This window comes from Pseudomonas reinekei (assembly GCF_001945365.1).
Lineage (GTDB): Bacteria > Pseudomonadota > Gammaproteobacteria > Pseudomonadales > Pseudomonadaceae > Aquipseudomonas > Aquipseudomonas reinekei.
The window spans coordinates 56,490-69,399 of sequence record NZ_MSTQ01000008.1 but is presented as its reverse complement, the minus strand read 5'-3'; the positions used below and the strand labels follow the sequence as shown (position 1 = coordinate 69,399).

General features: G+C 58.8%; 9 protein-coding genes. 6 read left to right on the top strand and 3 right to left on the bottom strand.

The genetic code is table 11. The features are described from left to right. Positions 1-205: 205 nt before the first annotated feature. Positions 206-2,656 carry a glycogen/starch/alpha-glucan phosphorylase gene (locus BVK86_RS15115; protein WP_075947184.1) on the bottom strand — a complete coding sequence of 817 codons (2,451 nt, stop codon included), beginning with the start codon at positions 2,654-2,656 and terminating at the stop codon, positions 206-208. Between the two features lie 255 nt (positions 2,657-2,911). On the opposite strand from BVK86_RS15115, the gene BVK86_RS15110 reads away from it, so the two are divergent. After that, positions 2,912-3,349, top strand: coding sequence for a YkgJ family cysteine cluster protein (locus BVK86_RS15110; protein ID WP_075947183.1), 438 nt, complete (start codon positions 2,912-2,914; stop codon positions 3,347-3,349). Between the two features lie 219 nt (positions 3,350-3,568). On the opposite strand, the gene typA is transcribed toward BVK86_RS15110, so the two are convergent. Both typA and thiI read right to left on the bottom strand, forming a co-directional pair. Continuing rightward, on the bottom strand, positions 3,569-5,389 hold the full coding sequence (gene typA / locus BVK86_RS15105; protein WP_034148560.1) for a translational GTPase TypA: 1,821 nt from the start codon (positions 5,387-5,389) through the stop codon (positions 3,569-3,571). A 139-nt stretch (positions 5,390-5,528) separates the two neighbouring features. Beyond that, complete coding sequence (thiI, locus tag BVK86_RS15100; protein WP_075947182.1) at positions 5,529-6,983, bottom strand: tRNA uracil 4-sulfurtransferase ThiI; 1,455 nt, start codon at positions 6,981-6,983, stop codon at positions 5,529-5,531. Positions 6,984-7,311: 328 nt separating this feature from the next. Here thiI and glnA point away from each other — a divergent pair, with 328 nt between their 5' ends. The 5 genes from glnA (at position 7,312) to ntrC (ending at position 12,754) form a co-directional block, all read left to right on the top strand. Beyond that, positions 7,312-8,718 (top strand): type I glutamate--ammonia ligase, encoded by a 1,407-nt coding sequence (glnA, locus tag BVK86_RS15090; protein ID WP_075947181.1) that lies wholly within the window; start codon positions 7,312-7,314, stop codon positions 8,716-8,718. Between the two features lie 166 nt (positions 8,719-8,884). Then, positions 8,885-9,394: a DUF4124 domain-containing protein gene (locus tag BVK86_RS15085; protein WP_075947180.1), complete on the top strand. Its 510-nt coding sequence runs from the start codon at positions 8,885-8,887 to the stop codon at positions 9,392-9,394. Then, on the top strand, positions 9,391-10,005 hold the full coding sequence (locus BVK86_RS15080; RefSeq protein ID WP_231977958.1) for a DUF4124 domain-containing protein: 615 nt from the start codon (positions 9,391-9,393) through the stop codon (positions 10,003-10,005). The genes BVK86_RS15085 and BVK86_RS15080 overlap by 4 nt, the downstream gene beginning before the upstream one ends. 230 nt (positions 10,006-10,235) lie before the next feature. Next, positions 10,236-11,321: a nitrogen regulation protein NR(II) gene (gene glnL, locus BVK86_RS15075; RefSeq protein WP_075947179.1), complete on the top strand. Its 1,086-nt coding sequence runs from the start codon at positions 10,236-10,238 to the stop codon at positions 11,319-11,321. Further along, the gene (ntrC, locus tag BVK86_RS15070; RefSeq protein WP_075947178.1) at positions 11,318-12,754 is read left to right on the top strand and encodes a nitrogen regulation protein NR(I); all 1,437 of its coding nucleotides are present in this window, start codon (positions 11,318-11,320) and stop codon (positions 12,752-12,754) included. Before glnL ends, ntrC begins: the two co-directional genes overlap by 4 nt. Positions 12,755-12,910: the final 156 nt, after the last annotated feature.

Genomic DNA, 12,910 nt, shown 5'->3' with positions numbered 1-12,910 from the left:
TCAGTCTAGTGTGTAACCACAAAAACCTGTGGGAGCGAGCCTGCTCGCAATGGCGGACTTACATTCAACATCAATGCTGAATGAAGCGACGTCATCGCGAGCAGGCTCGCTCCCACAGGGATTGCGGTGTTTCTGAATCCTGACGGCAGAACCGCCCTCAGTATATCGATCAGGCCCGGTCAGCACCGGGCCTCAAGCGAAAATGTCAGTCCAACGCCTTCCAGATATCCGTCGCGTACTCACGAATCGTCCGGTCAGACGAGAACCAGCCCATGCGCGAGGTGTTCAGCACAGCCGAACGCCACCACTCCTTGGAGTCGTGCCAATGGGCTTCGACCCGCATCTGCGCGCTCCAGTAGGAATCGAAATCGGCGCAGACCAGGAAACGGTCGTAATCGACCAGCGAATCGATCAGCCCGGTGTAGCGCGACGGATCATCCGGCGAGAACACCCCGCCACGGATGGCTTGCAGTACATCGTTGAGTCGGTGAGACGCAGCAATGTCCGGCACTGCGCTGAACTCGTGGTTCTGCTTGCGCGCTTCGACCTGCTGCGCGCTGAGGCCGAAGATAAACATGTGCTCGGCGCCGATGCGTTCGCACATTTCCACGTTGGCGCCGTCCAGCGTGCCGATGGTCAGCGCACCGTTGAGGCCGAATTTCATGTTGCTGGTGCCGGACGCCTCGAAACCGGCGGTGGAGATCTGCTCGGACAAATCCGCCGCCGGAATGATGCTCTCCGCGAGGCTGACGTTGTAGTTGGGCAGGAACACCACTTTTAGCAAGCCACGCACGGTCGGGTCGTTGTTGACCACCCGGGCGATGTCGTTGGTCAGCTTGATGATCAGCTTGGCCTGGTGATAACTGGCCGCCGCTTTACCGGCGAAGATTTTCACCCGTGGCACCCAATCGATTTCCGGCTCGGCGCGAATTGCCTGGTACAGCGCCACGGTGTGCATCAAATTGAGTAACTGGCGTTTGTACTCGTGAATCCGTTTGACCTGCACGTCGAACATCGCCGCCGGGTTGACCGCCACGCCCAATCGCTCATGAATGAGATACGCCAAGGCTTTCTTATTGTGCAAACGTTGCTCGGCGAACGATTTGCGGAACGCGGTCTTCTCGGCAAACGGCTCCAGATCGAGCAGCCGCGCTTCAGGGTTATCCAGCAGGTCCGGGCCGAGGGCGTCGACCAGCATCGAGGTCAGCTCAGGGTTGGCTTGATAGAGCCAGCGGCGGAAAGTGATGCCGTTGGTTTTGTTGTTGATCCGCTCCGGATAGAGCTTGTGCAGCTCGGAGAACACGGTTTTGCGCATCAATTGCGTGTGCAACCCGGATACGCCGTTGACGCTGTGAGAACCCAGGAACGCCAAATTACCCATGCGCACCCGGCGGCCGTTGTCTTCTTCGATCAGCGACACTGCGCGCAGCACGTCGAAATCGTGAATGCCTTTGGCGCGCAGCGAATCGATGTGCTGGGCGTTGATCAGGTAAATGATCTGCATGTGCCGTGGCAGCATGCGCTCCATCAACCCCACCGGCCAGGTTTCCAGCGCCTCGGGCAGCAAGGTGTGGTTGGTGTACGAAAGCGTGTCGACGGTGACCTGCCACGCGGCATCCCACGCCACGTCGTAGACGTCGACCAATTGGCGCATCAGTTCTGCCACGGCAATCGACGGGTGCGTGTCATTGAGCTGGATCGCCGCGTGATCGCCCAGGGTCAGTACCGAGGTGTGCATGTTGCGGTGGCGGCGCAGCAAATCCTGCAGGGACGCGGCGACAAAGAAGTATTCCTGACGCAAGCGCAGTTCCTGGCCGGCTTCGGTGCTGTCCGCCGGGTAAAGCACGCGGGAGATACTCTCGGCCCGCGCCACTTCCGCCACTGCGCCCAGGTGGTCACCAGCGTTGAAGCGCTCCAGGTGCAAGTCTTCCATGGCCCGTGCCCGCCACAGACGCAGGGTATTCACGCTCGCCCCGCGCCAGCCGACGACGGGTGTGTCGTAGGCAATCGCCCGCACGGTTTCCGCCGGGTGCCAGACTTGCCTGGACTTGCCGGCCTCATCGGTCAAGGTCTCGACGCTACCGCCGAAGCCGATCGGATAAACCACCTCCGGACGCTCGAACTCCCAAGGGTTGCCGAAATCCAGCCAGTGTTCGGTTTGTTCCTGTTGCCAGCCGTCGACAATGGCCTGTCGGAACAAGCCATGCTCATAACGGATGCCGTAGCCATGACCGGCAATGCCCAGGGTCGACATGCTTTCCATGAAGCACGCCGCCAGACGCCCAAGGCCACCGTTGCCCAGCGCGGCATCGGGCTCCAGCAGACGGATGCGTTCAAGGTCGACACCGAGCTCTGTCAGGGCCTCGCGCGCGACGTCGAGCAGGCCCAGGTTGCTCAGGCTGTCGTAGAGCAAGCGGCCAATGAGAAACTCCAGGGAAAGGTAGTAAACGCGCTTCTGGCCTTTGCGGTAAATCTGCCGCGTGTGGTCCATCCAGTGCTCGACCATGTGATCGCGCGCCGCCAGGGCGATGGCCTCGAACCAGTCATGGTCGAAGGCGTGATCCGGGTCTTTGCCCACCGCATAGGTGAGTTTGGTCAAGACGGCGTCGCGGAATGCGGCCACCTCTGCTTCGCGAACAAGTGGTTCTTGAGTCATCGATAGGACCTCGAGCGAGCTTGGAGTTGTCTGAGCCTAGTCGGTCTGACAGGCGGTAGAGGCTCTGGTTCGGCAGTATTTCCTGTAAGTGCAAATAGCGTCAGCAATACATTGTCGTAAGCCGGAATCAATGCAGGGGCCGTGCCGGATTAGCGGGTTGTCGGACGCCAAAGAAAAAATCTGGCGAAAGGTTGTTCAAAAATCCACCAGTCCCGGTATGATCGCGCGCCCTGATGCACACGCTGGTAACAACCGATGATGAAGCCCAACCTGATCGCCGCCGCGGAGATCGACCGACTCGATACCTGGGCAAAATATTCTGCCCCGATGTGCGGTTCGTGCATGTCCAGCTGCTGCACCCTGCCGGTCGAGGTCAAGATCAAGGATCTGATCCGTATCGGCGTGGTCGATGAATTCGAGCTGGGGGATCCGCCGAAGAACATCGCCAAGCGCCTGCAAAAGGAAGGCCTGGTCGAGCGCTTCAACCAGAAGTCGGGAATCTTCACTCTCCAGCGCATGAGCAACAACGACTGCCTGTACCTGGATCGTAAGAGCCGTCTGTGCACTATTTATGAAAAGCGCCCGGATACTTGCCGCAACCACCCGAAAATCGGTCCACGGCCGGGGTATTGCGCGTACAAGCCGAAGGAAGTGGTGCGCGAACAGAATTCGCGGTCGATCGAGCGGTTCTGATCATCGTCGGTTTCGCGGTGGCTGAACGACCGCCTTCGCGAGCAGGCTCGCTCCCACACGGGATCTCTGGTGAACACAAACCAGGTGTTCACTGAAGATTCAATGTAGGAGCGAGCCTCCTCGCGATGGGACCAGCACAAGCACTGCACAAACCCCAGACAAACAAAAACGCCCCCGGCCTTTCGACCGGGGGCGTTTTCGTTCAGCCAGGACTAAATCTTATGCCTTGGCTTTCTTGGCAGCGCGGGTACGCTCGCTTTCGTCCAGGATCTTCTTGCGAAGACGGATGGACTTAGGCGTCACTTCACACAGCTCGTCGTCCTGGATGAATTCCAGAGCCTGTTCCAGGGTGAAGCGAACAGGTGGAACCAGAGCGATGGTTTCGTCTTTACCCGAAGCACGCATGTTGTCGAGCTTCTTGCCCTTGGTAGGGTTAACGCCCAGGTCGTTGTCACGGCTGTTCAGACCAACGATCTGACCGTTGTAGATTTCCTGACCGTGTTCTACGAACAGCTTGCCACGCGCCTGCAGGGTTTCCAGGGAGTAGGTCAGTGCCTTGCCGGTTTCAACCGAAACCAGAACGCCGTTCTGACGGCCGGACATGTCGCCGGACTTCATCACGTCGTAACGGTCGAAGATCGAGGTCAGGATGCCCGCACCGTTGGTCAGGGTCAGGAACTGGTTACGGAAACCAATCAGACCACGAGCAGGGATGTTGTATTCCAGACGTACACGGCCTTTGCCATCCGGCACCATGTTGGTCAGGTCGCCTTTACGCAGGCCCATCTCTTCCATCACCTTGCCCTGGGATTCTTCCGGCAGGTCGATGGTGACGTTTTCGAACGGTTCGTGCTTCACGCCGTCAACCAGACGGATGATCACTTCCGGACGGCCTACAGCCATTTCGAAGCCTTCGCGACGCATGGTTTCGATCAGTACCGAGAGGTGCAGTTCGCCACGGCCGGAAACCTTGAACTTGTCAGCCGAGTCGCCTTCTTCAACGCGCAGTGCAACGTTGTACAGCAGCTCTTTGTCCAGACGTTCCTTGATGTTACGGGAAGTCACGAACTTGCCTTCTTTACCGCAGAATGGCGAGTCGTTTACCTGGAAGGTCATGGAAACGGTTGGCTCGTCGACGGTCAACGGCTTCATCGCTTCAACGGTGTCCGGGTGGCACAGGGTGTCGGAGATGAACAGCGAGTCCATACCGCTGATGCACACGATGTCGCCTGCAGCCGCTTCGTCAACGTCTACACGGTGCAGACCGTGGTGACCCATCAGCTTCAGGATACGACCGTTACGTTTCTTGCCGTCGGCGCCGATAGCGACAACCGGGGAGTTCGGCTTGATGCGACCACGGGCGATACGGCCAACACCGATAACACCCAGGAAGCTGTTGTAGTCCAGTGCGGAGATCTGCATCTGGAACGGACCGTCACGGTCAACAGCCGGCGCTGGTACGTTGTCGACGATCGACTGGTACAGCGGGGTCATGTCTTCAGCCATTTCGTTGTGGTCCAGACCGGCAATACCGTTCAGGGCCGAGGCGTAGACGACTTTGAAGTCCAGCTGTTCTTCGGTGGCACCCAGGTTGTCGAACAGGTCGAAGATCTGGTCCAGAACCCAGTCCGGACGCGCGCCTGGACGGTCAACCTTGTTGATGCACACGATCGGACGCAGGCCGGCTTCGAAAGCCTTCTTGGTCACGAAACGGGTTTGCGGCATAGGGCCGTCTTGAGCGTCAACCAGCAGCAGAACGGAGTCAACCATCGACATTACGCGTTCAACTTCGCCGCCGAAGTCGGCGTGGCCAGGGGTGTCCACGATGTTGATGTGGTAGCCGTTCCAGTTGATGGCGGTGTTTTTCGCCAGAATGGTAATACCGCGCTCTTTTTCCTGGTCGTTGGAGTCCATCACGCGCTCGTCGTTGAGCTCGTTGCGCTCCAGGGTGCCGGATTGACGCAGGAGTTTGTCTACCAGGGTGGTTTTACCATGGTCAACGTGAGCAATGATGGCGATGTTGCGTAGATTTTCGATCACTTGTGTATCTCGATCAGAGGATTCGGTGCGCTGACAAGTCTTGGCAGCGATTTACAGTAGAGTCAGGCCTTGCCGTTACAGCTTGACGGCGGCGTCGGGGGGCCGGTGACGCAAGCCACAGGCAAACAGCCCCGGGCACTTAGCTCGGTCGATAAACGCGCACATTGGCATGCCCCTCACTGAGCAAATGGTGGGCATGCAGGCGACTCATAACGCCTTTGTCGCAATAAAGCAGGTACTGGCGAGTAGGGTCCAGTTCCTTGAAACGAGCGTTCAGTGCATAAAACGGCATCGTTTGTACCTCGATGCCAGCGAGGTCCAGCGGGTCGTCTTCAGCGGCATCCGGGTGACGGATATCGATGACGATCTGACCGGCCAGCGCTTCGCTGACTTCTTCAATTTGAACATCCTGGCCCAATTCATCGATCACGCGATCGATCGGCACCAGTTTGGCGTTTTCGAGCGCACGCTCGAGTACCGCCATATCGAATTCTTTCTCTTCATGCTCGACACGATGGCGCTTGGCTGCAGTCTTCGGATTGACCGAGATGACGCCGCAGTATTCCGGCATGTGCCGGGCGAAATCGGCGGTGCCGATCTCGTTGGCCAGGTCGATGATGTCCTGCTTGTGGCTGGCGATGAGCGGACGCAAGACCAGTTTGTCGGTCACGCAGTCGATCACGTTCAGGTTCGGCAACGTCTGGCTCGACACCTGGGAGATCGCCTCACCGGTCACCAATGCCTCAATATGCAGTCGATCGGCAATTTGGGAAGAAGCGCGCAACATCATACGCTTCAATACTACGCCCATATGACTGTTATCGACTTTGCCGAGAATTTCTCCCAGCACTTCCTCGAACGGCACACTGACAAATAACACGCGTTGAGAGCTGCCGTACTTCTTCCAGATGAAATGCGCGACTTCCATAACGCCCAGTTCATGGGCACGTCCGCCCAGATTAAAGAAGCAGAAATGCGCCATCAGGCCGCGTCGCATGATCTGGTAAGCCGCGACGGTGGAATCGAAACCACCGGACATCAGCACCAGCGTCTGCTCCAGCGCGCCCAGCGGATAACCGCCGATGCCGTTGTGCTGGCTGTGGATCACAAACAACCGTTGGTCGCGAACTTCGATGCGGACTTCGATTTCAGGTTTTTTCAGGTCGATCCCGGCGGCACCGCACTGACGGCGCAGTTGGCTGCCGACATATTTCTCGATGTCGATGGAGCTGAATGGGTGCTTGCCGGCGCGTTTGCAACGCACCGAAAAAATCTTCCCGGCCAGCGCATCGCCGTAATGCTGTTTGCACTTCTCGACGATGTCGTCGAAATCCCCCAGCGGGTACTCGTCGATTTGCAGGAAGTGCGCGATGCCCGGCATGCAGCTCAGGCGCTCGCCCATCTCTTTCAGGGCCTTGGGGTCGCTGACGCGGGTTTCCAGCTCGAGGTTGTCCCACACACCGTTCACCACCACAGCCGGGTCCAGATCGCGGAGCACGGCACGGATGTTCTTGGCCAATTGGCGGATGAAACGCATCCGTACCGGGCGGCTCTTGATGGTGATCTCGGGGAAGACTTTTACGATTAATTTCATGGAAACAGCGCGCGCAGGGCCTGCCGAAAAAGGGGGGCGCGGATTATAGCGGAAATTGCTCAAGGTTTAACCAGTTAATGTGCAGAAGGTTTTGCGCGCACCAAAACAGGTCACTTCGCAACTCGAGCGCTACATTAAGGGGCGCGAATTCCGACTTTTATGCGCCTCAGACCTCTATAAGCGTGAAATTGGGGCAAAAAACCCATGCTGGGGCACTGGCATGCAATTTGCTCCCTTGTGAGGCAGGTTGCCTTGGCAGAGTATTCGCGCCGGCATCACAAACATTTAAGGGCATCCACTACCAGCCCTAAGCCACCCGGAGGACACTATGTCGAAGTCGGTTCAACTCATCAAAGATCATGACGTCAAGTGGATTGATCTGCGGTTCACGGACACCAAAGGCACTCAGCACCACGTGACCATGCCGGCTCGCGACGCGCTGGATGAAGACTTCTTCGAAGTCGGCAAGATGTTCGACGGTTCCTCCATCGCTGGCTGGAAAGGCATCGAAGCCTCCGACATGATCCTGCTGCCGGACGACTCCACCGCTGTTCTGGACCCGTTCACCGAAGAGCCGACCCTGATCCTGGTCTGCGACATCATCGAACCTTCGAGCATGCAAGGCTACGACCGCGACCCACGTGCGATCGCCAAGCGTGCTGAAGAGCATCTGAAAGCCACCGGTATCGGTGACACCGTATTCGCCGGTCCAGAGCCAGAGTTCTTCATCTTCGACCAGGTGAAATTCAAGTCCGACATCTCCGGCTCCATGTTCAAGATCTACTCCGAACAGGGCTCCTGGATGTCCGACCAGGACATCGAAGGCGGCAACAAGGGCCACCGTCCAGGCGTCAAAGGCGGCTACTTCCCGGTTCCACCGTTCGACCACGACCACGAAATCCGTACCTCCATGTGCAACGCACTGGAAGAAATGGGCCTGACCGTCGAAGTTCACCACCACGAAGTGGCAACTGCCGGCCAGAACGAAATCGGCGTCAAGTTCAACACCCTGGTGAAGAAAGCCGACGAAACCCAAACCCTGAAGTACGTTGTGCACAACGTTGCTGACGCTTACGGTCGCACCGCTACCTTCATGCCTAAGCCGCTGTACGGCGACAACGGTTCGGGCATGCACGTCCACATGTCCATCTGGAAAGATGGCAAGAACACCTTCGCAGGCGAAGGCTATGCCGGCCTGTCCGACACCGCTCTGTACTTCATCGGCGGCATCATCAAGCACGGTAAGGCCCTGAACGGCTTCACCAACCCGGCAACCAACTCCTACAAGCGTCTGGTGCCAGGCTTCGAAGCGCCAGTGATGCTGGCCTACTCGGCTCGCAACCGTTCCGCTTCGATCCGCATTCCTTACGTGTCGAGCCCGAAAGCCCGCCGTATCGAAGCTCGCTTCCCGGATCCGGCTGCCAACCCATACCTGGCTTTCGCCGCACTGCTGATGGCTGGCCTGGACGGCATCCAGAACAAGATCCACCCTGGCGATGCAGCTGACAAAAACCTGTACGACCTGCCGCCTGAAGAGGCGAAAGAGATCCCACAAGTTTGCGGCAGCCTGAAAGAAGCCCTGGAAGAGCTGGACAAAGGTCGTGCGTTCCTGACCAAAGGCGGCGTGTTCTCCGACGACTTTATCGACGCTTACATCGCCCTGAAAAGCGAAGAAGAAATCAAAGTACGCACCTTCGTACACCCACTGGAATACGAGCTGTACTACAGCTGCTAATCCGGTAGCGCCTGCGCGAGCGGCGTGACAAGAAAGGCCTCCTTCGGGAGGCCTTTTTTATGGACTTTTGACACCCCGCAAATCATGCCCAAATGTTTAGTGACTTGGGTCTACTGCCAACCCTGACCTATGCTGTAACCCAACGTTTTCGTTTCCGGTCGATTTTATGGGTCGTGGCTTTCTCTTCATTCTGCTGCTGATCGCCCTGCCCGCCGCAGCGCAGATCTACAAGTACACGGACGCCAACGGCAACACCGCGTACAGCAACCAACCGCCCGATGGCGTGCGGGCGCAACCGGTCGAGTTGCCACCGCTCAACAGTGTTGGACCTCAGGCGGCGCCAGCCCCAGCGACCGAACCCAGCACGCGCGAACAGGCCAACGATGCCTACCAAGTGCTTGAACTTACCGGCCTGCCGACCACCGAAGCCCTGCGCGCCAACAACGGTACCTTCACCGTCAACGTGCTGATCAAGCCACGCCTGCAAGGCCCGCACCTGTTCAGGCTGGTACTGGACGACCAACCCTACGGCCAACCGGGCAACGTGCCGACGCTGCAACTGGTGAACATCGACCGCGGCTTGCACAGCCTGGCGGTTCAGGTGATCGACGGCGATACCGTGGTCCAGCAAAGCCCCAGCGTGACGTTCACCGTGCAACGGGTGCACAAGCCTTGAAGGTCTTGCTGCTGATCGGCCTGCTGTTGGCCCAGCCCTCATCGGCGGAGGTTTTTACTTACATCGATGCGCAAGGCAATCGGGTTTTCACCGATCAGCCAAAACCCGGCGACGCCAAGCGCGTACCGCTGGCAACCAGCAATCGAATGTCCAGCACCGCCTCCGCCGCGGCCCATAGCACCAGGAAAACCGAGCAGAAACCTCTATTCCACTACGACCTGCTGCGAATTCTGGTCCCGGAGCCTGATGCCACCGTGCGCAGCACTGCAGGTGAAATCATCGTCAGCATCACCAGCGAGCCGGGCCTGCAAAAAGGCCATCGCTACCGGTTATTGCTCGATGGCCAACCCACGGCTGAGCCCGGCATTAGCCCCGTGTTCCCGCTGAGCAATATCGACCGCGGCACCCATCAGCTGTCCGTGGAAGTTCTCGACGAACAAGGCCAAACCGTCGAACGCACCGCCAATCAGCCATTCCACATGCAGCGCGTGTCCCTGGCGCAGAAGCGCAAGGTCAAACCCTGCGTGCTTACCGATTACGGCCAACGGCCGGAATGCCCGCTCGCCGATAAACCCGCCGAAGAAAAAAGTCCGTTTTTGCGGTTCTTCTGACGCGGCTCAATCTTACGCACTATATTGGTGCGATTAGTTGCACCTTAGCCAAATTCCAACCCATTTTGGTTCGAAACTACCCGCCGAAGGTGGCAGAGCGCCACTCAATCGAGCGTCAAACGCCCGCTTCAGGCTTTCAACGCTTCTTTTCGGAGCCTTGGTTTGGTTTTTGCATTTTCCTCGCGTCAGCGCTTTTTTCTTGCGCATGCTTTGCCCTAAAAGAGGTCCCGATGACCATTAGCGACGCACTCCACCGTTTGCTACTCGACAACCTCACCACCGCGACCATCCTGCTCGATGCCGAATTGCGTCTCGAGTACATGAACCCAGCGGCGGAAATGCTCTTGGCCATTAGCGGCCAGCGCAGCCATGGGCAGTTCATCAGCGAGCTGTTCACTGAATCCACCGAAGCGCTCAACTCCTTGCGCCAGGCAGTCCAGCAGGCGCACCCGTTCACCAAGCGCGAAGCGATGCTCACCGCCCTCACCGGCCAGACCTTGACGGTCGATTACGCGGTCACGCCGATCCTGAGCAACGGCGACACCCTGCTGCTGCTCGAAGTCCACCCCCGGGATCGCTTGCTTCGGATCACCAAGGAAGAGGCCCAGCTGTCGAAGCAGGAAACCAGCAAGATGCTGGTGCGCGGCCTGGCCCATGAGATCAAGAATCCGCTGGGCGGCATTCGTGGCGCGGCGCAATTACTGGCCCGTGAACTGCCGGAAGAAAGCCTGCGCGATTACACCAACGTGATCATTGAAGAAGCCGACCGCCTGCGTAACCTGGTCGACCGCATGCTCGGTTCCAACAAGCTGCCATCGCTGGCCATGTGCAACGTCCATGAAGTGCTGGAGCGTGTTTGCCACTTGGTCGAAGCGGAAAGCCAGGGCTGCATTACTTTGGTGCGTGACTACGACCCAAGCATCCCCGACGTCCTGATCGATCGTGAGCAAATGATCCAGGCCGTCCTGAACATCGTGCGCAACGCGATGCAGGCCATCAGCAGCCAGAACGAGCTGCGCCTGGGCCGCATCAGCCTGCGCACCCGCGCCATGCGCCAGTTCACCATCGGCCACGTGCGCCATCGCCTCGTGACCAAGATCGAGATCATCGACAACGGTCCGGGCATTCCTGCGGAACTTCAGGAAACCATTTTCTTCCCCATGGTCAGCGGACGTCCGGACGGTACCGGACTCGGCCTGGCCATTACCCAGAACATCATCAGCCAGCACCAGGGCTTGATCGAGTGTGAAAGCCACCCCGGCCACACTACCTTCTCGATCTTTCTGCCACTGGAACAAGGAGCCACATCGACATGAGCCGTAGTGAAACCGTGTGGATCGTCGATGACGACCGTTCTATCCGTTGGGTCCTGGAAAAAGCCTTGCAACAGGAAGGCATGACCACGCAGAGCTTCGACAGCGCCGATGGCGTGATGAGCCGCCTGGCGCGCCAGCAGCCGGACGTGATCATCTCCGACATCCGCATGCCCGGCGCCAGCGGCCTGGACCTTCTGGCGCGGATTCGCGAACAGCACCCGCGTCTGCCGGTGATCATCATGACCGCGCACTCCGATCTGGACAGCGCAGTCGCGTCCTATCAGGGCGGCGCTTTCGAATACCTGCCCAAGCCTTTCGATGTCGACGAAGCGGTTTCCCTGGTCAAGCGCGCCAACCAGCATGCTCAGGAACAACAAGGCCTGGAAGTCGTACCGACCCTGACCCGCACCCCGGAAATCATCGGCGAAGCGCCGGCGATGCAGGAAGTGTTTCGCGCCATCGGGCGCTTGAGCCACTCCAACATCACTGTGCTGATCAACGGTGAATCGGGTACCGGTAAGGAGCTGGTGGCCCACGCCCTGCACCGCCACAGTCCTCGCGCGGCGTCGCCGTTTATTGCGCTGAACATGGCGGCCATCCCGAAAGACCTGATGGAATCCGAACTGTTCGGCCACGAGAAAGGCGCGTTCACCGGCGCTGCCAACCTGCGTCGCGGACGTTTCGAGCAGGCTGACGGCGGCACGCTGTTCCTCGATGAAATCGGCGACATGCCGGCTGACACACAGACCCGCCTGCTGCGCGTACTGGCTGATGGCGAGTTCTATCGCGTTGGCGGCCACGTGCCAGTCAAGGTTGATGTGCGCATCATCGCCGCGACTCACCAGAATCTGGAAACCCTGGTGCACGCCGGGAAATTCCGTGAGGACTTGTTCCATCGCCTCAATGTAATTCGCATCCATATCCCGCGCCTGTCGGACCGTCGCGAAGACATCCCGACCCTGGCCAAGCATTTCCTCAGCCGCGCCGCGCAAGAATTGGCGGTAGAGCCGAAGCTGCTGAAAAGCGAAACCGAGGAATACCTGAAAAACCTGCCGTGGCCGGGCAACGTGCGTCAGCTGGAAAACACTTGCCGCTGGATCACGGTGATGGCTTCGGGTCGCGAAGTGCACATTGGCGACTTGCCGCCCGAACTGCTGAGCCTGCCGCAGGACTCCGCGCCCGTCACCAACTGGGAGCAGGCACTGCGCCAGTGGGCAGATCAGGCGCTGGCACGCGGTCAGTCGAGCCTGCTGGACAGCGCCGTCCCGGCCTTCGAGCGAATCATGATTGAAACCGCCCTCAAGCACACCGCCGGCCGCCGCCGCGATGCCGCGGTTCTGCTGGGTTGGGGCCGCAACACCCTGACGCGCAAGATCAAGGAATTGGGGATGAAAGTGGATGGTGGAGAGGATGATGAGGGGGATGAGGGCTGAACAGCCTTTAACTTTGCGCTGACCGTTACATCCAGTCGCGGGCACGCCCGCGATGCTTTTTTAGGGGCACAATGCACCGACTGAATGCACCGTGAACCGCAATCGCGCACAGCATTTGATCCATCAGCCCGCCTTCTACTGCAAGAAGAACCCGCC

Excerpts from the sequence above, each read along its gene's own strand:
- BVK86_RS15115 (WP_075947184.1), bottom strand. The coding sequence starts at position 2,656 with ATGACTCAAGAACCACTTGTTCGCGAAGCAGAGGTGGCCGCATTCCGC.
- BVK86_RS15110 (WP_075947183.1), top strand. The coding sequence starts at position 2,912 with ATGATGAAGCCCAACCTGATCGCCGCCGCGGAGATCGACCGACTCGAT.
- thiI (WP_075947182.1), bottom strand. The coding sequence starts at position 6,983 with ATGAAATTAATCGTAAAAGTCTTCCCCGAGATCACCATCAAGAGCCGC.
- glnA (WP_075947181.1), top strand. The coding sequence starts at position 7,312 with ATGTCGAAGTCGGTTCAACTCATCAAAGATCATGACGTCAAGTGGATT.
- BVK86_RS15085 (WP_075947180.1), top strand. The coding sequence starts at position 8,885 with ATGGGTCGTGGCTTTCTCTTCATTCTGCTGCTGATCGCCCTGCCCGCC.
- glnL (WP_075947179.1), top strand. The coding sequence starts at position 10,236 with ATGACCATTAGCGACGCACTCCACCGTTTGCTACTCGACAACCTCACC.
- ntrC (WP_075947178.1), top strand. The coding sequence starts at position 11,318 with ATGAGCCGTAGTGAAACCGTGTGGATCGTCGATGACGACCGTTCTATC.